The organism is Rhizobium sp. Root483D2, from assembly GCF_001426685.1.
GTDB classification, from domain to species: Bacteria; Pseudomonadota; Alphaproteobacteria; order Rhizobiales; family Rhizobiaceae; genus Pararhizobium; species Pararhizobium qamdonense.
The window spans coordinates 190114-210125 of record NZ_LMFB01000041.1 but is presented as its reverse complement, the minus strand read 5'-3'; the positions used below and the strand labels follow the sequence as shown (position 1 = coordinate 210125).

The following is a 20012-nucleotide window of genomic DNA, read 5'->3' as shown; positions in this document are numbered from 1 at the left end:
GTATCAGTTGTTCTGGATCTGCGTGACGGCTTCAGAAAGAAGCTCCAGCATCTTCAGGCGAATCTCGTCGTCGGTCAGGGTGATGCCGGCGGCATCGAAATCGGTGCGGATCTTGCGCACGACATCCTCATGACCAACCTCTTCGAAATCGGCGGCAACGACTTCCTTTGCGTAGGCAGCAGCGTCGCTCTTTCCCAGAAGCTCGGCAGCCCAAAGACCGAGAAGCTTGTTGCGGCGCGCTTCAGCCTTGAACTTCAACTCTTCATCGAGAGCAAATTTCGATTCGAACGCCTTTTCGCGATCCTGCATGTTGGTCATCTCTAGTCTCCCAAAAAACCGTTTTGCGTTGAGCTTTTCGCCCATAAACCAAAAGGCCGCCGAAAGTGCAATGCGAAGTTTTCCGGCACGATGACTTTCGTGTTACCCTGGATGGCAGCCGGGCGAGCTAATTCAGGGGATCGGATCAGTCGCCGATTGTGAAATGGTTTCATTTCAGTTATGGACCGCCTTAGAAAATACCGAGTGCGCAGCCCAAGAGCGCCTTTAAAGATAGAGACATCATTCATGAACCGTCGCCGCCGTATCTACGAGGGCAAGGCCAAGATCCTTTACGAAGGTCCTGAGCCGGGCACTCTGATCCAGTTCTTCAAAGATGATGCCACGGCCTTCAACGCCAAGAAGCACGAGATCATCGACGGCAAGGGCGTGCTCAACAACCGGATTTCGGAATATATCTTTACTCATCTGAACCGGATCGGTATCCCCACGCATTTCATCCGCCGCCTCAACATGCGCGAGCAGCTGATCAAGGAAGTGGAAATCATTCCGCTTGAGATCGTCGTGCGCAACGTGGCGGCCGGTTCGCTGGCAAAGCGTCTCGGCATCGAGGAAGGCGTGGTCCTGCCCCGCTCGATCATCGAGTTCTATTACAAGGCCGATGCGCTTGACGATCCGATGGTCTCCGAAGAGCACATCACCGCGTTCGGCTGGGCAAGCCCGCAGGAACTCGACGACATCATGGCGCTCGCCATCCGCATCAACGACTTCCTCACCGGCCTCTTCCTCGGCGTCGGCATTCAGCTGGTCGATTTCAAGATCGAATGCGGCCGCCTGTTCGAAGGTGATATGATGCGCATCATCCTGGCGGACGAAATTTCGCCGGACAGCTGCCGTCTGTGGGATGTCGAAACCAAGGAAAAGATGGACAAGGACCGGTTCCGCCGCGATATGGGAGGCCTTGTCGAGGCTTACCAGGAAGTGGCCCGCCGCCTTGGCATCATGAACGAGAACGAACCGCCCCGCGGCTCCGGCCCGGTATTGGTAAAATAAGCAGGAATAGACGACAGTGATCAACGCACGCGTAACAGTGACGCTGAAAAACGGCGTTCTCGACCCCCAGGGCAAGGCAATTGAGGGCGCGCTCGGCGCTCTCGGCTTCGACGGCATCGGCCAGATCCGCCAGGGCAAGGTCTTCGATCTGCAGATCGACACCGCCGACAAGGCAAAAGCCGAAACGGATGTCAGAGCCATGTGCGAAAAACTTCTCGCCAACACGGTGATTGAGAATTACACTATCTCATTCCCGTGAAGGTTGAATGAGGTCGGGCAGTGAACGATGTGTCCAGTGAGTTGATGTTTGAATTGCTGAAGCGCATCCAAAACGATCTTTCCAGCCTGAAAGACGGCCAGAAGGATATGCGGCAGGACATGCTGAGCTTGAGAAATCAGTTCCATCTGCTCCAGGGTGACGTCAACACCATGCGTGGTTCGATCGTCCACATTGACGACCGCCTCGAACGTATCGAAAACCGCCTCGAATTGCGCGAGCTTGCCGAGGCCCAATCCAGGTTTGAACCGCACCCATGAAATCCGCCGTCGTTCAGCTTCCAGGCCTCAACCGTGACCGCGACATGATCGCAGCCCTGACCAAGATATCCGGCAAGGCGCCGGTAACCATCTGGCAGACCGAAACGGACATTCCGGATGTCGATCTGATCGTCATTCCCGGTGGCTTTTCCTACGGCGACTATCTGCGCTGCGGTGCGATTGCCGCGCGCATGCCGGTAATGCAGGCGATCAAGGCCAAGGCCGAGGCCGGCGTCAAGGTGCTGGGCGTCTGCAACGGCTTCCAGATCCTAGTCGAGGCGGGCCTCCTGCCCGGCGCCCTGATGCGCAACGCTTCGCTGAAATTCGTCTGCCGGGAAATCAAGCTCGAAGTCGTCAACGCCAATACCGATTTCAGCCGTGCCTATGAACAGGGCCAGATCATCCGCTGCCCGGTTGCCCATCACGACGGCAATTATTTTGCAGATTCTGAAACGCTTGAGACCATCGAGGATAACGGCCAGGTGGTGTTCCGGTATGCCGCAGGCACCAATCCCAACGGCTCGGTCAACGATATCGCCGGGATCGTCAATGTCGGAGGCAATGTTCTCGGCATGATGCCGCATCCGGAAAACCTGATCGAGGCCGCCCATGGCGGTTCGGACGGACGCGGACTGTTCGCTTCTGCTCTCGACGTAATCGCTGCTTAACATTCGAGCTGATAGAAGGCACCCTAGAGACCGAATCAGAAGGGGCCTTCATGCGCGCTGCAGCTTTCATCCGTTCCGTGGCCATTGCCGGCTCTATCGCCGTTCTCGGGCTTGTTGCCGGCTGCCAGACAAAGGCGCCGCCAGCGCCGGCCCGCGATACCGCCGCCTTGGCGACCATGGAGCGGGTGGCGCTTGGCGCCAATGCCTGCTGGTTCAAGTCGGGTGATGCCGCCTTCAAATCCTATCGTCTTGCGCCGGAATTGAATTCCTTTTCCGGGCGCCCCCGCATCCTGATCGTCAAGCGAAACTCGCCGGAATCACGGCCTCTGGCGGTGGTTCAGGCGGAGGGACACCCTGCCCGGCTGCAGGCCTTCGGCCCGCTGTTCAGCGAGAGCGTGGGAACGCGGATGACCACGGATATCAAGCGCTGGGCCGCTGGCGGTGAAGGCTGCCGCTAAGCGGTCGCCTTTGCTGTTGCGAGGTTGGACCATCAGACCCTTGCACAGAAGGATGAATTCTCCAGCGCTGCGACTGTATTGCCGACGGGTTTGCGCCGGTAGCAGCAGCCAGCCGCTGCATCTCCATGTCCCCGCAATATCCTGTCAGTTCCAGAACGGCCGGGCTGCCTCCCGGCGCGCCTCCGCAGGCGTGACGCCGATATCGGCGAGTTGATCATCGGTCAGCTCGGAGAGAGCAATGCGGCTGAGCCGCTTGTCTTCCCTGTCGATAATCCAAGCAATCACCACGAAACACAGATCCTTCAATCGCGACACGAAGCTGCGTGACTGAATTGTACCCGCTTGTTGAGCACACTCAACACCAATACCCATACAAATTGTACCCATTGTCACCATCCCTATCGATTGCAACGGTTTCATTCCGGTATTGCATTGTCATAATTGACAGGAAAATCGATGCAATGTAGAAATTGTCACCATGACAACATGGATGCCAGACCCAACCCAAGGCCAAGGGCCGCTTTACGCGCGCATTGCCGATCAGATTGAGCAGGCCATTGCGGGCGGCGTCCTGGCTGTGGGCACGAAATTACCGCCGCAGCGCAACCTCGCCTTTGATATCGGCGTCACAATCGGCACAATCGGCCGCGCCTATCATCTGGTGCGCGAACGCGGGCTTGTCAGCGGCGAAGTGGGACGCGGCACCTATGTGCTCGATAATGCCGAATTGCGCCCGGCCGAACAGCCCGATCCGATGAGCGCGGCGCTCGCCGGCACGCGAGCGCAAAAAGCTCCACCGGGAAAACTCCGGTTTGACAGCACGGCCGCTCCCGATATCGGCCAGGGCACCTCGCTGGAAAAGGTGCTGGGCGAGATCAGCCGCGTCCATCACGCCGATATTGCCAGCTATGCCCGCGATTTCCCGGCACATTGGTTTACTGCGGGAAGCCAGTGGCTTGCCAAGGGCGCGTTCCGTCCGCAGCCCGATCGCATCGTTCCGACACTCGGCGCCCATGCCGGCGCTGTCGCCGTGATTGCCGCCGTCACGGCACCGGGCGACAAGATCGCCTTTGAGAACATCACCTACTCCCAGATCAGCCGCAGCGCCGGCCTGATCGGGCGCCGGACGATCCTCCTGCGCACGGATGATTACGGCCTCGATCCCGACGATTTCGAGCGGGTTTGCGCCCAGCAGCACCCCAAGCTTGCCTTCCTCATGCCGACCGCGCAAAACCCGACCGTGGTCACGCTGTCGCTGGAGCGGCGCCAGGCGATCGCCGACATCGCCCGCCGCTATGGCGTCTGGCTGCTCGAAGACGATCTCTATGGCGCCATGACCGGCGACGTGATGCCGCTTCTGGCGGAGCTGGCGCCGGAGCGGACGTTCCTGGTCGGCGGCCTGTCGAAATCGGTGGCGGCGGGCGTGCGCGGCGGCTGGGTCGCCTGCCCTCCGCATTTCAGCCAGCGCATCCGCATCGCCCATAAGATGGTGAGCGGCGGCATGCCATTTCTGTTGGCGGAACTCTGCGCCCGGCTGGTCATGAGTGGCGAGGCCGCAAGCCTGCGGACGCGCTGCATCGACGAAATCCGGGCCCGCGAACAGATGGCGCGCGAAATCTTTGCGGGCATCGATTTCAATTCGCACCCGCATGTGCCGTTCCTGTGGCTGAAACTGTCCGAACCCTGGTTTTCCGGCACGTTCAAACACGCGGCCTATGAGGAGGGCGTGCTGATCGATGACGAGGACGAGTTCAAGGCCGGCCGCACGGACAGCGTCTTCCACCGGGTGCGGATCGGCTTTTCCTCGCCTGCCGACCGTAGCGAAGTGCGCCGCGGCTTCCTGACCCTGCGCCGGCTTCTGGACAGCGGCCGCACCGGCTATGACAGCTTCGCCTGAGCGATCACCGGCATAATTCTCAAAAAGCGCGCGATCACCTGTGCTTTTCGGGCATTTTCCTATCGCATCCCGTGGGCGCTTCGGTTAAAGAAACCCCGACGTGATCTCTTTGTTTTGACGCATCCTAAACAGGCTGACGAACCGTCGCCGTGCAGGATGCTCCAACGGACCGAATGGACCCCGATGACCATTTCCAATACCCGCCCCATCACTCCCGAGTTGATTGCCTCGCACGGCCTGAAGCCGGATGAGTATCAGCGCATCCTGGGTCTGATCGGCCGCGAGCCGACCTTTACCGAGCTTGGCATCTTCTCGGCGATGTGGAACGAGCACTGCTCCTACAAGTCCTCCAAGAAATGGTTGCGCACCCTGCCGACCACCGGCCCGCGCGTCATCCAGGGCCCGGGCGAAAATGCCGGCGTGGTCGATATCGATGATGGCGATTGCGTCGTCTTCAAGATGGAGAGCCATAACCATCCGTCTTATATCGAGCCCTATCAGGGCGCTGCCACCGGTGTCGGCGGCATCCTGCGCGACGTTTTCACCATGGGTGCGCGGCCGATCGCGGCCATGAACGCGCTTCGTTTCGGCGCGCCGGATCATCCAAAGACCCGCCATCTCGTCTCCGGCGTCGTTGCCGGTGTCGGCGGCTACGGCAATTCCTTCGGCGTGCCGACGGTCGGCGGCGAGGTCGAATTCGACGCCCGTTACAACGGCAATATCCTCGTCAACGCTTTCGCTGCAGGGCTTGCCAAGTCCGACGCGATTTTCCTGTCGGAAGCCAAGGGTGTTGGCCTGCCGGTCGTCTATCTCGGCGCCAAGACCGGCCGTGACGGCGTCGGCGGCGCAACGATGGCATCGGCCGAGTTCGACGAATCGATAGAGGAAAAGCGTCCGACCGTGCAGGTTGGCGACCCCTTCACCGAAAAATGCCTGCTTGAAGCCTGCCTTGAGCTGATGAAGACCGGTGCTGTCATCGCCATCCAGGACATGGGTGCTGCCGGCCTCACCTGCTCGGCCGTCGAAATGGGCGCCAAGGGCGATCTCGGCATCGAATTGGAACTGGACAAGGTGCCGGTGCGCGAAGAGCGCATGACGGCCTATGAAATGATGCTTTCGGAAAGCCAGGAGCGCATGCTCATGGTTCTGGAGCCCGCCAAGGAAGAGGTAGCCAAGGCGATCTTCGTCAAATGGGGTCTCGATTTCGCCATCGTCGGCAAGACCACCGATGACCTGCGGTTCCGCGTTCTTCACCAGGGCGAGGAAGTGGCCAACCTGCCGATCAAGGAACTGGGCGACGAAGCTCCGGAATATGACCGTCCCTGGACCCCGGCCAAGGTCGCAGCACCACTTGCAGCAGGCGATGTTCCGCAGGCTGACATTGCCGATGCCGTGCTGTCGCTGGTGGGCTCCGCCAACAATTCCTCGCGCCGCTGGGTCTACGAGCAATATGACACGCTGATCCAGGGCAATTCGCTGCAGCTGCCCGGCGGCGACGCCGGTGTCGTGCGCGTTGAAGGTCATCCAACCAAGGCGCTGGCGTTTTCCTCTGACGTCACCCCGCGTTATGTCGAGGCCGATGCTTTCGAAGGCGGCAAGCAGGCCGTGGCCGAATGCTGGCGCAACATCACGGCAACCGGCGCCCTGCCGCTGGCTGCGACCGACAATCTCAACTTCGGCAATCCGGAACGTCCGGAAATCATGAGCCAGCTCGTCCATGCCATCAAGGGCATCGGCGAAGCCTGCCGCGCCCTCGATTTTCCGATCGTCTCCGGCAATGTCTCGCTCTACAACGAGACCAACGGCCAGGGCATTTTGCCCACCCCGACCATTGGCGGCGTCGGCCTGCTGGGTGACTGGTCGCAGATGGCCCGGATCCGCTTTGCCGCCGAAGGCGAAACCATCCTGCTCATTGGCGCGCCCGAAGGGCTTGGAACGCATCTCGGCCAGTCAGTTTATCTGCGCGATATCCATGGCCGTACGGACGGCCCTGCCCCGCATGTCGATCTCGCCCATGAGCGCAAGACCGGTGATTTCGTCCGCAGCCTGATCGCCGATGGCTTGACGACGGCCGTGCATGACTGCTCGTCCGGCGGCTTGGCGCTCGCCGTTACCGAAATGGCGATGGCATCCGGCATCGGCGCCAAGGTTTCGACCGTTTCCGGCCACGACCCGGTCGCCGTGTTCTTCGGTGAAGACCAGGGACGTTATGCCGTGACCGTCAAGCAGGAACATGCAGCTGTGGTTGCAGAGCGCGCAAAGGCTGCCGGCGTGGCAGCACCCGTCATCGGCAGCACCGGCGGCACGGAAGTTGTGCTGGGTTCGGCCAGGCCGCTTGCAATTCTGCAATTGCGCTCGGTGCATGAATCATGGTTCCCTGACTTCATGGACGGCGAAACACTGATAGCCGCCGAGTAATTCAGGGAGTACAGACCATGCCGATGGCACCTGGCGATATTGAAGACATGATCAAGTCGGGCATTCCCGGCGCAAAGGTGACCATTCGGGACCTCGCCGGCGACGGCGACCATTATGCAGCTGAAGTTGTCGCGGAAGCCTTCCGCGGCAAGAGCCGGGTGCAACAGCATCAAATGGTCTACAATGCGCTGAAGGGCAATATGGGTGGCGTGTTGCACGCCTTGGCGCTCCAGACATCCGCGCCGGAGTAACATTATCCCATGGCCAATCTTATGAAAGAGCTGGTCAGCGGCGTGGTCGAGAGCGTTCTGAAGGAAATCCTGAAGAAGGCCGGCGGCACCACGGCAACGAAACGGCAAAAGCGGCAGACGCGTTCGGCCACCACCGGCCGATTCAAGAAGGCGCCGGCTGCCAAGGCCAAACCGGCGAAGAAGCAGGTCAGCCGCCGCAAAACGGCGGCATCGCGCAGCAAGACCAGCTGAAACACGCGGGTCACCTGTTGCCGTCGTGCAAGCCATCAATTTTTGTTGTATTGGGGTGATGAAAATCACTAGCATGCATGTTATCTAACAGACATCGACACCCGGCCCTTGAAGCGGGATGAGGAAGGATTACGACATGAGCGGTATCAACGATTTCATCGCCAACGAAGTGAAAAGCAACGATGTCGTTCTTTTCATGAAGGGCACCCCGCAGTTCCCGCAATGTGGGTTCTCCGGTCAGGTTGTTCAGATGCTTGATTATATCGGCGTCGATTACAAGGGCATCAATGTGCTCGCCGACGCTGATCTTCGCCAGGGCATCAAGGACTATTCCAGCTGGCCGACCATTCCGCAGCTCTACATCAAGGGCGAATTCATCGGCGGTTGCGACATCGTGCGCGAGATGTTCCAGGCTGGCGAACTCCAGTCGCATTTCGAAGAACAGGGTATCGCGGTCAAGGGCGCAGCCTGACACCGGCTTGAAGCCATAGTGACACCTGAAAAAGGCGGGTCACCGCCTTTTTTGATTCCAGGTAGCCGTGACGACACTCTAATGTTGCGCGCACTTTTTTAGCTGAACCAAACATGGCCCGCTGTCACAAGCCGGTCGCGATCCTTGGTATAAGCACGCCCGGTGCAGATATCTGCGCTGTCGAACGAGGCCAGATCTGACCTCCCCGCCTGTCTTCGTGATTCGCCGGCTCGTTTTGCCGGCTTCGCCTCAACGCCGGTGATCCGGTAGCCGTTTTGAAAGCGCTTCGGAGTCGCGCTTTCGGTTCGATCTTTTCTGCTGGCTCCAGCATTTTCATCTGCGCCGGAAACGTTTCCGTTTCCGTTCAGGCGCCCGGCACCATCGCCAGGAATATCCCATGACCACACCATCCGAAGCGCCGGGCCTGCCGGCTCTGTCCAAACCACAATTCATTGCCCTGATGGCCATGCTGATGGCGATCAACGCCATTTCGATCGACATCATGCTGCCGGGTCTTCAGGAAATCGGCGCAAGCCTGGGCGTCGCCGATGAAAACACCCGCCAATATGTCATTACCGCCTATCTGCTCGGGATGGGCTGTGCGCAGCTCGTCTTCGGCCCGCTGTCGGACCGGTTTGGCCGCAAGCTGCCGCTTCTCGGCGGCCTTGGCCTCTATGCGCTCTGCGCGCTCGCCATTGTCTTCATTCCGTCCTTTACCGGGCTTTTGGCACTGCGCTTCATTCAGGGCATCGGGGCCGCCGCCACCCGCGTCATCACGATTTCCATCGTCCGCGACGTCTATGGCGGCCGGATGATGGCCGAAGTCATGTCGCTGGTGCTGATGGTTTTCATGATCGTCCCGGTGATCGCACCCAGCGTCGGCCAGCTGATCATGATCTTTGCCGAATGGCACATGATCTTCGTCGTCATCTGCCTGTTTGCGCTTCTGGTGGCCTCGCTGGTCATGCTGCGGCTTCCCGAAACGCTGTCTCCCGAACACCGCCGGCCGTTCACGGTCACCTCCATCCTGGCCGGTTTCCGTATCGTGCTGACCAACCGCGTCTCGCTCTGTTATTCGCTGGCAGCGTCCTTTCTCTTCGGCTCGCTGTTCGGCTTCATCAATTCGGCGCAACAGATCCTGGTCGGAATCTACGGGCTCGGACACTGGTTTCCGCTGGTCTTTGCCGGCTTTGCCAGCATGATGGCGCTCGCGTCCTTCACCAATTCGCGGCTGGTCAAGCGCTATGGCATGCGCCGCCTGTCGCATGGGGCGCTGATCGGCTTCGTGGTTTCCAGCCTGATCTGGGTTGTGGCCTCGGTCTCCGGCGTGCTGCCCTTCTGGCTGTTCGCCGTCCTCTATGCCAGCGCCATGTTCCAGTTCGGCCTGATCGGCTCGAACTTCAACGCCATGGCGATGGAGCCGCTCGGCCATGTCGCCGGAACGGCGTCTTCAGTTCTCGGCTTCACCCAGACGATCGGCGGCGCCACCATCGGAGCGCTGATCGGCCAGGAGTTCAACGGCACGGTGACGCCGCTGGCCATCGGCTTCCTGTCGGTCTCCGTCATCGGCCTTGGTTTTGTTCTGACCGCCGAAAAAGGCAAGCTTTTCAGCCCCCACAATCCCGCAGTTTAAACGTCCTGTCTCTTTCAAAAGACATTCATAGGTTCCCTTATGTCCGCCACCACCACTGAACATGTCGAAAATATCGGCTCGTCCCGGATTGGCCTCGGCTTTTTCGAATTCGTCATCACCATCGCCCTCATGACGGCGAGCGTGGCCATGGCGATCGACATCATGCTGCCGGCGCTGCCCAATATCGGCCAGTCGCTCGGCGTTGAGAATGCCAATGATAGCCAGTGGGTGATCGGCGTCTTCATGCTGGGCTTCGGCTGCTCGCAGATCATCTTCGGCAGTCTGTCGGATGCGTTCGGCCGCCGCCGGGTGCTGCTGTGCGGTCTCGCCTTCTATGCCATCTGCATGTTTGCGGCTGCGCTTTCCGGCAGCTTCGAAATGCTGCTCGTCATGCGCTTCATTCAGGGCATCGGTGCTGCCGCCGTGCGCATCACCACGATGGCAATCGTGCGCGACTGCTTCGGCGGCCGCGAAATGGCGCGCGTGATGTCCTATGTCATGATCGTCTTCATGATCATCCCGATCGTCGCGCCGTCCGTCGGCCAGGCAATCATCATCTATGCCAACTGGCACTGGATCTTCATCCTGCTCGGCATCGCCGGAGCGGTGCTGTTCGTCTGGGCCTTGGCCCGCATGCGCGAATCGCTGCCGGTTACAGAGCGCCTGCCGCTGTCGGTATCGGCCGTTCTCTCCGGCTTCGGCACGGTGCTGACCAACCGCATTACCTGCGGCTACATGATCGGCATGACGCTGTTTACCGCCGTCATCTGCGCCTACATCATGAGCGTGCAGCAGATGTTCGGCGAGGTCTATGGCCTCGGAGACTGGTTGCCGCTGGCCTTTGCCGCCACGGCCGGCGGCATCGCTGTCGCGAACTTCGCCAATGGCTTCTTCGTGCGCCGCTTCGGCATGCGGCGGATCTCGCATACCTCGATGATCCTGTTCACGCTGCTATCGCTTGCCGGTCTTGCCGTCGCACTGACAGGCACGCCGAGCTTCCTGTTCAGCTATGTGCTCTTTTCGGTGCTCCTGATGTTCTTCGCCGTCATCGCCACCAACTTCACCGCCATCAGCCTCGAGCCGATGGGGCACCTTGCCGGCACCGCAACCGCCATTACCGGCTTCGTCTCGACAACCGGCGGCGCGCTGCTCGGCGGCCTCGTCGGCCAGATGTTCAATGGCACCGTGCAGCCGCTCTTTGCCGGCTTCGCCGTCTTTGGCGCGCTGACGATCGCCGCCACGTTCTGGGCGGAAAACGGCAAGCTCTTCACCCATCCGGGCGACGATCACGCGACGCTGGAAGGCGCTGGCGGGCATATGTGAACCGCTGAAATCGGAAAGAAAAAGGCCCGCCCGGACAACGCCTGGCGGGCCTTTTCATTTCGGCGATGTCTGGCCTCAGACCGTGAACACCTCACGGCGCAGCATCTCCCAGCAATCCTTGTCGGACGCGAGAAGCAGGCCGCCATCGACATGATGCGGCAGGTAGGGCGACCCATCGAACCGGGCGGCGTAGGCACCGGCTTCCTGCGCAATCAAGGTCCCGGCAAGATGATCCCAGGGCATCAGCTTCTGGTACATCAGGAAATGAAAGTGGCCGCCGGCAAAACCGCGATATTCATGGGCGGCACAGCGATAGCTGGTGGCGATACGCACCTTGGCCATATTACCCATGACGATGCGCCGGTTTTCCGGTGCGTAGAAACCGGTCGAGGCGCAGCCGACCAGGCTTTCCAGCGGCACGGCCGGAACCGTCGAAAGCTGCTCCTGCGAACCGTCAGCCTTGCACAGCCAGGCACCCGACCCCTTTTCGGCGATCACCCAGTCATTGCCCATCGGATCATAGATCAGACCGGCGACCGTCTCGCCCTTGGAGACGACGGCGGCCATGACGCCGAACAATGGCAAACCCGCCGCATAATTGAACGTGCCGTCGATGGGATCGACGACAACGGCGAGATCGGCCCCCGCCAGGCTTTCCAAAAGCGCCGGGTTGGCCGCGACCGATTCCTCGCCGATGAACAGGGCGTCCGGCGCGATCTCCGCCATCCGTGCCTTGATCAAGCGCTCGGCCGCCTCATCCGCCTCGGTCACCAAGTCGATCGCCTCCGACTTCATGCGCACGTCGCCCGCGCCGAGATTGCGGAATTTTGGCAGGATTTCCTTGAAAGCCGCTTCCTGCAGAATATTGGCGATGGCGGCGATATCGATGGCAGACGTCATGCTTTGGGCTCCGCAAAGAGAGATTGGAAATCGAACAGTTTGGGATCGAGCAGGTGTGACGGGTTCACATGGCCAAGTGCGCGCAGCATCGTGTCCTTGCGGCCGGGCATGCGGCGCTCGATATCCGACAGCATCGCCTTCATGGCGTTGCGCTCCAGACCGTCCTGCGAGCCGCAGAGATCGCAAGGGATGATCGGAAATTCCATGGCTGCGGCAAATTTGGCGAGATCGTCCTCGGCCGCATAGGCCAGCGGACGCATGACCATCAGGTCGCCATCGTCGTTCAACAGCTTGGCCGGCATCGTCGCCAGCCTGCCGCCATGAAAGAAGTTCATGAAGAACGTCTCGAGAATATCCTCGCGGTGATGGCCCAGCACCAGCGCATCGCACCCTTCCTCGCGCGCGATCCGGTAAAGATTGCCACGGCGCAGGCGCGAACAGAGCGCGCAATAGGTGCCGCCGGCCGGGACCTTTTCCTTCACGATCGAATAGGTATCGCGATATTCGATCCGGTGCTTGACCCCGATCGACGACAGATAGTCCGGCAGGATATGCTTTGGAAAATTCGGCTGGCCCTGGTCGAGATTGCAGGCGACGAGTTCGACCGGCAACAGGCCGCGCCACTGCAGGTCCATCAACAGCGCCAAAAGGCTGTAACTGTCCTTGCCGCCGGAGACGCCGATCAGCCAGCGCTTCTGGCCGTTCAGCATGCCGAAATCGTCGATCGCCTGGCGCACCTGGCGCAGCAACCGCTTGCGCAGCTTGTTGAACGACACCGAATCCGGCATCTTTGCAAAGATCGGATGCATCGCCTCGCTGCCGGAATGATCCGGGCTGGACGAAAAATCCTCAAGGTCGATCGCCGGCGGCTGAACGGCAATATCCATGACAAAGTCCCGGATGCAAGGGCGCGCAAACAAAAAAACGGCGCGCGAAAACGATGTCCTGCACTTGCCCGTCTAAAGCAGCAAGATCAAGGAAAATGCACAGGTTTCGATATGAAACTTCCGTAACGATGGCTTAGGCGCCGAAAACAGACCATCCGGTGCGGCTTGCCAGCATTTCCAGCGCCAGCGACCCAAGCAGCGAATTGCCGTTGTGATTGAGCCCCGGCGACCAGACAGCGACCGACGCCTTGCCCGGCGCGACGCAGAGAATGCCGCCGCCGACGCCGCTCTTGCCCGGCAGACCGACGCGATAGGCAAAATCACCCGAACCATCATAGTGGCCGCAGGTCAGCATCAACGCGTTGATCCGCCGCGCCCGCTGTTTGGAAACAACGGAATGCTTGGTCAGCGGATTGGTGCCGGAGGCTGCGAGAAACAAACCGGCTTTGGCCAGCTGCACGCAGCTCATCGCCAGCGCGCATTGATGGAAATAGACCCCGAGCACATGATCGACGGGATGATCGAGCTTGCCAAAGGAGCGCATGAAATTGGCGAGCGCAAAATTGCGGTAACCGGTCGCAGCCTCCGAGCGGGCAACCTCGGGATCGATGACGATATCGTCCTCGTCGGCGAGATAGCGCACGAACCGGACGACCTCGCCGATCGCTTCCTTCGGCGTATGTCCAGCAAGCACCAGGTCCGTGATCGCGATCGCACCCGCATTGATGAACGGATTGCGTGGGATGCCATGCTCTTGCTCGAGCTGGACGATCGAATTGAAGGCCGAACCGGAGGGTTCGCGGCCGACGCGCTTCCAGATATTTTCACCGTGTTTGCCAAGTGCCAAAGTCAGCGTAAAAACCTTGGAAATACTCTGGATGGAGAATGGCAGCTCCGCATCCCCGGCTTTATGCACATCCCCATCGACGGTGACGATGGCCATACCGAAACGCTTCGGATCAACGCGGGCAAGCTGTGGGATATAATCGGCCACCTTGCCTTCGCCGAGCCGTGGGGTGAGCTCTCGGTGGATATCATCGACGATCGACTGCAGGTCCAACGGGCCGGGCATCCATCATTCTCCGCAATGAGATTGGCTAAAAAATCGGGCAACAAAAAAGCCACCCATCTCTGAGTGGCTTTTCCAAATTTCACAAGGCCGGGGCCCGAAGAAATTATCGCGAATAGAATTCGACGACGAGGTTTGGTTCCATGATGACCGGGTACGGAACGTCGGTCAGGGCAGGAACGCGGGCGAAGGTCGCAACCATCTTGTTGTGATCGACTTCGATGTAATCCGGAACGTCGCGTTCAGCGAGCGAAACGGCTTCGAGAACCGAAACGAGCTGCTTGGACTTTTCGCGAACTTCGATCACGTCGCCAGCCTTGCAGCGGTACGAGCCGATGTTGACGCGGATGCCGTTGACCTTGACGTGGCCATGGTTGACGAACTGACGGGCAGCAAAGACCGTCGGAACGAACTTGGCGCGGTACACGATCGCGTCGAGGCGCGATTCGAGCAGGCCGATCAGGTTTTCAGAGGTGTCACCCTTGCGGCGGTCAGCTTCGGCGAAGATCGCACGGAACTGCTTTTCGCGGATGTCGCCGTAATAGCCCTTGAGCTTCTGCTTGGCGCGCAGCTGCACGCCGAAGTCGGAAAGCTTGGACTTGCGGCGCTGGCCGTGCTGGCCAGGACCGTATTCGCGGCGGTTTACCGGGGACTTCGGACGGCCCCAGATATTTTCGCCCATACGGCGGTCAATTTTGTACTTGGACGATTCGCGCTTGCTCATCGTATTTCCCTTCAACAGGTTACACCGGTCTGTTTCCAAACCGGATCAAGGAAACACGCCCTCCTCTGAACTTCTTTTGAAAGCTCTGACAGGTTTCTCACGATCACGCTGACGGAGAATCCACGGGACATGTCGGTTCGCGCATTTCCCTTTCCGGCGAACCGGAAAGATGAGGCTTATGCGCACTAAAAGTAACACCGGGCATTTCGGCCCGGCGCTGAGCGGGTCTTTAGGGGCAAGCGGCGGAAATGTCAACACCGGCATGCATTGAGACTGACAGCAGCGTCAGCTATATACAGAGTGCGGAAGTTTGGAGATCACCATGCGGATGACAATCGAAGTTGACGAGGCTTTGGTAGCGACGGCGACCAAAATTGCAAAGCTGCAAAACAGCACCGTTGAGGAAGTTCTGTCGGAATCGGCAAGACGCTCGATTACATCCTTCCGCCCTTACGAAATGCGTAACGGTATCCCATTATTGCCGGCACGCGCCGACGGCAAAACCGTCACAGTGGAAATGGTCAACGCTCTTCGCGATGAAGAATAATGCGCTATCTTCTCGATGTGAACGTCCTGATCGCCTTGATAGACAGATACCATATTTATCATGATCTGGCCCATACATGGCTCGCCAAAAACGGCCCGGACGGATGGGCAACATGCGCCATAACGGAAAACGGCCTCGTCCGAATCGTTTCGAACAAGAACTATCCGCAGAGCCCCGGCTCCGCCTCGACCTTGGTCGATATGCTGAGTACGCTGAAATATGCACCGGAACACGAATTCTGGAGCGAATCCCTTAGCCTTTCAGATGATCGTATCTTCCGGATCGAGAGCATATCGTCTCCGGATCAGATTACTGATACGTACCTGTTGGGCCTGGCAGTGTACCATGATGGAGGTTTTGCGACCTTTGATCGCCGCCTTGCCACGCGAACTGTTATTGGCGGGCAAAACGCCCTTCACATTATACAGAACTAACGGTTTTATTCCGCAGCGTTCCGGCTTCCCGCCTCATCGTAAACAGCATCGGCGGCCCCAGGCGCTGTCTCCACCTGCAAATCCGGAAAGGCCACGATCCGTTTGCCGGAGAGGTCGCTGTGAACCACGATCAGCCCCTGCTCTTCAAAATAGCCGAGCAGACGGCGGGCGCGGCGGGCTGAATGCGTGCCATAAGCGCGCGCGATCATCGCATCGGACGGGCATGGCAGATTGCGGACGGCCGATTGCGCCACCAGCAGGAAGACGCCCTGCAGATCGTCGGTGACATTGCGCGACAGAGTGAGCGCCGAAGCCCAGATTTCGCCTGCAGCCGTCTCTGCATCGACACCGGAGCGGGCAACCGCCATCTTGCGCCGGAAGGCGCTGAGCGACAAAGGAGCGCCCGGCACGCGGCGGATACGGCAGCGCACCAGGAAGTCCTGGAACAACTCGGCATCGGCGCGAAACGCCGCATCGGGGTTTTCAAGAATTTCGGACAGCAATCCGTCCAGCAGCGCCTCGCGCTCCAGAACCGGCATTTCCGGCACTGGCGCCTTTAGCTCCGCAAGACTGGCCGGTTCCGGGCGCGGCCGGGACAGTTCGGCCAGAATATCCGTGGCGGGCCGAGGCTGGGCGCTTGCACGCCGAATGATCGGCCGGATCAGTTCGTCCGGGTCCGGCGTAAAGATCAGGTCTTCGACATCGGCAACCGCTTGCGGCAATGGCGTCAGTTTCGGGCTGGTGGAGCGGGCCGACGTCTCGACATTGCCGATCGTCACCGGCAGCGGACGCCGCGACAGAGCCGGGCCGAGCGCCACGAACGAGCCGCGCTTCAGATCCCGGAACATCTCGGCGGTGCGGCGGTCCATGCCGAGCAGATCGGCGGCGCGCGCCATGTCGATATCGAGAAAGGTGCGGCCCATCAGGAAATTGGAGGCTTCAGCGGCAACGTTCTTGGCAAGCTTGGCCAGACGCTGCGTGGCGATAACACCGGCCAGGCCGCGTTTACGGCCCCGGCACATCAGGTTGGTCATGGCTCCCAGGGAGATCTTGCGCGCCTCTTCCGAAACGTCGCCGGCAACCGACGGCGCAAACATCTGGGCTTCATCGACCACCACCAGCACCGGATACCAGTAATCGCGATCGGCATCGAACATGGCGTTGAGGAAGATGCCGGCGCTGCGCATCTGCTGTTCGATATCCAGCCCCTCCAGCGACAGGACGCAGGATACCCGGTGCTGACGGATACGGCTGGCAATGCCGATCAGCTCGGCCTCCGTGCGCTCACCCTCGATGACCACATGGCCGAACTTGTCGGCCAGTGTCACGAAATCGCCTTCCGGATCGATGATGCACTGCTGCACCCAGGGCGCGGACTGTTCCAGCAAACGGCGCAGCAGATGCGACTTTCCAGAGCCGGAATTGCCTTGCACCAGAAGACGCGTCGCCAGAAGCTCCTCGATATCGAGCGGAACGGATGCGCCATTAGACGCCGTCCCCATATCGATGCCGACTTTCATATCCACCTCGTTCAAACTGCCATGCCGGATGCGCCGCCACGAACCCGCAAGCCAAATGGCTTAGCACCATCTCCGCTGTTTTGCGCGCCAGCGCAACAGAAACCCACAGTTAAGACGGATGTCATTCACCTGAGTGTCAGTCCAAACCCCTGCAGCAACCGGCGCGTGGTGAAATCCGGACGCCCGGATGTGAAGATCGCCGGATCGATGCCGTTCAGTGGCTCAAACCCATCCGGCAGCGGCACGAGGCTGCGGGCGCGCCGGGCAATTGCCTCGGCCGGGTCAAGCCAGTCCACCGGCCAGGGTGCAAGGCGGCGAAAGACATTGGCCATGAACGGGTAATGGGTACAGGCCAAGACGACGATATCGGTCTTGCGGCCATCCTTTTCGACGAAACATTGCGCGATCTCCGAAAGCACCGCCGCATCGTCGATCGCTTCGCCGCGAATATAGGCTTCCGCCATGCGCGCCAGATTTTCCGAGCCGACGAGGCGGACATGGCATTGGGTGGCGAAGGACTGGATGAGGTCGCGCGTGTAGGCCCGCTTGACGGTGCCGGGTGTCGCCAGAACAGAAACGAGACCCGAGCGCGTGCGCTCCGCCGCCGGCTTGATCGCAGGCACAGTTCCAACGAAACGCATGTCCGGGAAAGCCGCGCGCAGATCGGCACCGACCAGCGTGAAGGCAGTGTTGCAGGCGATGATGCAGATTTCCGGATCATGCCGGGTCAGCAATGTCGCAAACAGCGAGATGACGCGCGCCTTCAGCGCCTCCTCTTCCCAGCCGCCATAGGGAAACCCTGCGTCATCGGCGACATAGATGAAATGCCGCTCCGGCATCAGCACGCGCGCTTCGCGCAGCACGGTCAGCCCGCCGATGCCGCTGTCGAAAACGAGGATGGGCTTCAGCTCAGCTGTCGTCACCGGTATCGTCAACCTTGTTTGCGCGCGAGTTTTCCGGCGCTCCGGCACCCCGCGGCGCCTCGCGGGTGAAACGATCGAGCGATGAGATGATGCCGCGCACCAGCCGGATTTCGGATTCGGTAAAGCCGGGGCGGGTCAGGACTGCGCGCAAATTGTCGATCAATTTCGGCTTTTTGGCGACCGGCCGGAAGTAGCCGCGCGCATCCAGCGCCTCCTCCACATGGTCGAACAGTCCCTGCAGCTGGTCTTTGGTCGCCGGGTTCTGCGGCAAGGCCTGGAAGGAGGTCTGCTCGCGTGATTCCATCGATGTCTTCAGCCATTCATAGGACATCAACAGCACCGCCTGCGCTAGATTCAGCGAGGCAAAAGCCGGGTTGACCGGAAAGGTGACGATCTCGTCGGCCAGCGCCACCTCTTCGTTGGTCAGCCCCGTTCGCTCGCGCCCGAACAGGATGCCGGTCGCCTCCCCCAACGTGAAGCGCTGGCGCAACGTTTCGGCGGCCACCAGCGGCGAACGCACCGGCTTGTAGCCATAGCGGTCGCGCGCCGTCGTCGCATAGACGAAATTAAGATCGGCAATCGCTTCCGGCACCGTTTCGTAAACCTTGGCGGCATCGATGACGTGATCGGCGCGGCTTGCGGCAGAGCGGGCCTTTTCGCTCGGCCAGCCATCGCGCGGGCTGACCAGCCGCAGCTCGGACAGGCCGAAATTGGCCATGGCCCGCGCCACCATGCCGATATTCTCGCCAAGCTGCGGATGCACCAGAATAATGGCCGGGCCTTCGGTGAGAAGCACGCGCTCGCTATTGGTTCCTGCCATGCCGGTACTTTCGTCTCTGTTCTCTATGTCTCGGTTTCGCCGCTTCCTCGCACAGATGCGCTTATTTTGAAAGCCGCAGACCGCAATGCACTATTGTGGATCGCCGGCACCCTGGCTGGCAATCGCCTGCAACTCGCTTTTGAGCGAGCCCGCATCCCCCGCGCGCACGATATCGTCGATGACGGATTTGCCGCCTTCCTCGATCACGATGAAATGCAGTTCGCTCGGTTTCCAGTCCGCAGGGCGCTCACCAAAACAATGGGTATTGTCGAAGTTGACGGTCATATCGCTCTTGCCGTCGGCAGGCGCACCTGGTGTCACGGACAGATCCTTGATCGAGCAGCTGTCCTGACCGCTGACGATCACATCATAATCGAAGGGCGAATCGCCTTCCTCATAGGCTGGAAATTTGGCCGCCTCGCGGTAGGCCTTGGCGAAATCCTCGCTGTAAATGCGGCCAAGCCGTGCAGGTGAAAAATAATCCTCGCCCGCCTGCGCTTCCTCCGCCCAGCCCTTCACCGCCTCCTGCATGATCTCGTTGACGGGAGCTGCCGGATCGGCGGCCTGCGCGGTCGAAAAGGCCGCACAGGCAAGAACAACAAGCATGAACCGTTTCATCGACCATCTCCGGTTTCAAAGGCGCGGCCGGTCAGCCACCGCCAAACAATGCGGCTGCTCATAACCATTTTCAATGCGTGAAGCGAGGCCGGATCGCGTTTGTGTGTAAGGACAAACGCTCAGCATAGGCATCTGCTGCGGATTTCCCGCGCGTTGTGCAGGGTCATTGAACGCCGGTTCTGCAATCAGCGGGAAACACCTGCCAAATCGCGCGTGTATACCTTTGCCTGTGGTGAACTGGATGCTATAGGGGCGCAAACCCTTCTCCATCCACCCCCCAAGCAGAGGTTTGCAACATGACAAAGATCAAGGTCGCCAATCCGGTCGTCGAGCTCGACGGCGATGAGATGACC

General features: G+C 60.1%; 25 protein-coding genes. 14 read left to right on the top strand and 11 right to left on the bottom strand.

Features of this window, described 5'->3' with window-relative positions; genetic code table 11:
* Positions 1-3 precede the first annotated feature (3 nt).
* Positions 4-318, bottom strand: a complete 315-nt coding sequence (locus tag ASD32_RS25825; RefSeq protein ID WP_060641012.1) for a DUF1476 domain-containing protein — start codon at positions 316-318, stop codon at positions 4-6.
* 246 nt (positions 319-564) lie between these two features.
* On the opposite strand from ASD32_RS25825, the gene purC reads away from it, so the two are divergent.
* The 5 genes from purC to ASD32_RS25800 are packed head-to-tail and all read left to right on the top strand — an operon-like array spanning position 565 to position 2992.
* Positions 565-1329, top strand: coding sequence for a phosphoribosylaminoimidazolesuccinocarboxamide synthase (gene purC, locus ASD32_RS25820; protein ID WP_060640884.1), 765 nt, complete (start codon positions 565-567; stop codon positions 1327-1329).
* Between the two features lie 16 nt (positions 1330-1345).
* Positions 1346-1588, top strand: a complete 243-nt coding sequence (gene purS / locus ASD32_RS25815) for a phosphoribosylformylglycinamidine synthase subunit PurS (RefSeq protein WP_060640883.1) — start codon at positions 1346-1348, stop codon at positions 1586-1588.
* Positions 1589-1608: 20 nt separating this feature from the next.
* Positions 1609-1866, top strand: a complete 258-nt coding sequence (locus ASD32_RS25810; RefSeq protein ID WP_060640882.1) for a hypothetical protein — start codon at positions 1609-1611, stop codon at positions 1864-1866.
* Entirely contained in the window at positions 1863-2534 is a 672-nt protein-coding gene (purQ, locus tag ASD32_RS25805; RefSeq protein ID WP_060640881.1) for a phosphoribosylformylglycinamidine synthase subunit PurQ, read from the top strand. Before ASD32_RS25810 ends, purQ begins: the two co-directional genes overlap by 4 nt.
* Positions 2535-2584: 50 nt before the next feature.
* Entirely contained in the window at positions 2585-2992 is a 408-nt protein-coding gene (locus ASD32_RS25800) for a hypothetical protein (protein ID WP_060640880.1), read from the top strand.
* 144 nt (positions 2993-3136) lie between these two features.
* On the opposite strand, the gene ASD32_RS30875 is transcribed toward ASD32_RS25800, so the two are convergent.
* Positions 3137-3280: a DUF1127 domain-containing protein gene (locus ASD32_RS30875; protein ID WP_244490272.1), complete on the bottom strand. Its 144-nt coding sequence runs from the start codon at positions 3278-3280 to the stop codon at positions 3137-3139.
* A gap of 190 nt (positions 3281-3470) precedes the next feature.
* On the opposite strand from ASD32_RS30875, the gene ASD32_RS25790 reads away from it, so the two are divergent.
* The 5 genes from ASD32_RS25790 (at position 3471) to grxD (ending at position 8261) form a co-directional block, all read left to right on the top strand.
* Positions 3471-4889, top strand: coding sequence for a PLP-dependent aminotransferase family protein (locus tag ASD32_RS25790; RefSeq protein WP_060640878.1), 1419 nt, complete (start codon positions 3471-3473; stop codon positions 4887-4889).
* A gap of 183 nt (positions 4890-5072) precedes the next feature.
* Positions 5073-7307 carry a phosphoribosylformylglycinamidine synthase subunit PurL gene (gene purL, locus ASD32_RS25785; protein ID WP_060640877.1) on the top strand — a complete coding sequence of 745 codons (2235 nt, stop codon included), beginning with the start codon at positions 5073-5075 and terminating at the stop codon, positions 7305-7307.
* A 17-nt stretch (positions 7308-7324) separates the two neighbouring features.
* Positions 7325-7558, top strand: a complete 234-nt coding sequence (locus tag ASD32_RS25780; protein WP_037095612.1) for a BolA family transcriptional regulator — start codon at positions 7325-7327, stop codon at positions 7556-7558.
* A gap of 9 nt (positions 7559-7567) precedes the next feature.
* The gene (locus ASD32_RS25775; protein WP_060640876.1) at positions 7568-7789 is read left to right on the top strand and encodes a hypothetical protein; all 222 of its coding nucleotides are present in this window, start codon (positions 7568-7570) and stop codon (positions 7787-7789) included.
* 136 nt (positions 7790-7925) lie between these two features.
* Positions 7926-8261: a Grx4 family monothiol glutaredoxin gene (grxD, locus tag ASD32_RS25770; protein WP_060640875.1), complete on the top strand. Its 336-nt coding sequence runs from the start codon at positions 7926-7928 to the stop codon at positions 8259-8261.
* A 98-nt stretch (positions 8262-8359) separates the two neighbouring features.
* On the opposite strand, the gene ASD32_RS29835 is transcribed toward grxD, so the two are convergent.
* Positions 8360-8671, bottom strand: coding sequence for a hypothetical protein (locus ASD32_RS29835; RefSeq protein ID WP_156383357.1), 312 nt, complete (start codon positions 8669-8671; stop codon positions 8360-8362).
* Here ASD32_RS29835 and ASD32_RS25765 point away from each other — a divergent pair.
* Together ASD32_RS25765 and ASD32_RS25760 are read left to right on the top strand one after the other, a co-directional pair.
* Complete coding sequence (locus ASD32_RS25765; protein WP_156383356.1) at positions 8659-9894, top strand: multidrug effflux MFS transporter; 1236 nt, start codon at positions 8659-8661, stop codon at positions 9892-9894. The genes ASD32_RS29835 and ASD32_RS25765 overlap by 13 nt on opposite strands.
* A gap of 39 nt (positions 9895-9933) precedes the next feature.
* Complete coding sequence (locus ASD32_RS25760; protein ID WP_060640874.1) at positions 9934-11217, top strand: multidrug effflux MFS transporter; 1284 nt, start codon at positions 9934-9936, stop codon at positions 11215-11217.
* 75 nt (positions 11218-11292) lie between these two features.
* Here ASD32_RS25760 and ASD32_RS25755 read toward each other — a convergent pair whose 3' ends face one another.
* The 4 genes from ASD32_RS25755 to rpsD form a co-directional block, all read right to left on the bottom strand.
* A complete protein-coding gene (locus ASD32_RS25755) occupies positions 11293-12117 on the bottom strand; it encodes an inositol monophosphatase (protein ID WP_060640873.1) in 825 nt (274 codons plus the stop codon).
* Entirely contained in the window at positions 12114-12926 is an 813-nt protein-coding gene (ttcA, locus tag ASD32_RS25750) for a tRNA 2-thiocytidine(32) synthetase TtcA (RefSeq protein ID WP_244490285.1), read from the bottom strand. Before ttcA ends, ASD32_RS25755 begins: the two co-directional genes overlap by 4 nt.
* Positions 12927-13137: 211 nt before the next feature.
* Positions 13138-14076, bottom strand: a complete 939-nt coding sequence (locus ASD32_RS25745) for a glutaminase (protein WP_060640872.1) — start codon at positions 14074-14076, stop codon at positions 13138-13140.
* A gap of 103 nt (positions 14077-14179) precedes the next feature.
* Positions 14180-14797 (bottom strand): 30S ribosomal protein S4, encoded by a 618-nt coding sequence (rpsD, locus tag ASD32_RS25740; protein WP_060640871.1) that lies wholly within the window; start codon positions 14795-14797, stop codon positions 14180-14182.
* 322 nt (positions 14798-15119) lie between these two features.
* Between rpsD and ASD32_RS25735 the strand changes: the two genes are divergently transcribed.
* Together ASD32_RS25735 and ASD32_RS25730 are read left to right on the top strand one after the other, a co-directional pair.
* Positions 15120-15344 carry a hypothetical protein gene (locus tag ASD32_RS25735; protein WP_060640870.1) on the top strand — a complete coding sequence of 75 codons (225 nt, stop codon included), beginning with the start codon at positions 15120-15122 and terminating at the stop codon, positions 15342-15344.
* Entirely contained in the window at positions 15344-15778 is a 435-nt protein-coding gene (locus ASD32_RS25730; RefSeq protein WP_060640869.1) for a TA system VapC family ribonuclease toxin, read from the top strand. Before ASD32_RS25735 ends, ASD32_RS25730 begins: the two co-directional genes overlap by 1 nt.
* A 5-nt stretch (positions 15779-15783) precedes the next feature.
* Here ASD32_RS25730 and ASD32_RS25725 read toward each other — a convergent pair whose 3' ends face one another.
* The 4 genes from ASD32_RS25725 to ASD32_RS25710 all read right to left on the bottom strand — a co-directional run bounded on the left by ASD32_RS25725 (position 15784) and on the right by ASD32_RS25710 (position 19659).
* Positions 15784-17298 carry an ATP-binding protein gene (locus ASD32_RS25725; protein ID WP_060640868.1) on the bottom strand — a complete coding sequence of 505 codons (1515 nt, stop codon included), beginning with the start codon at positions 17296-17298 and terminating at the stop codon, positions 15784-15786.
* A 125-nt stretch (positions 17299-17423) separates the two neighbouring features.
* Positions 17424-18221 carry a glutamate racemase gene (murI, locus tag ASD32_RS25720; protein ID WP_060640867.1) on the bottom strand — a complete coding sequence of 266 codons (798 nt, stop codon included), beginning with the start codon at positions 18219-18221 and terminating at the stop codon, positions 17424-17426.
* A complete protein-coding gene (locus ASD32_RS25715) occupies positions 18208-19041 on the bottom strand; it encodes an RNA methyltransferase (protein ID WP_060640866.1) in 834 nt (277 codons plus the stop codon). Before ASD32_RS25715 ends, murI begins: the two co-directional genes overlap by 14 nt.
* 90 nt (positions 19042-19131) lie before the next feature.
* Entirely contained in the window at positions 19132-19659 is a 528-nt protein-coding gene (locus ASD32_RS25710; protein WP_060640865.1) for a hypothetical protein, read from the bottom strand.
* Positions 19660-20012 lie beyond the last annotated feature (353 nt).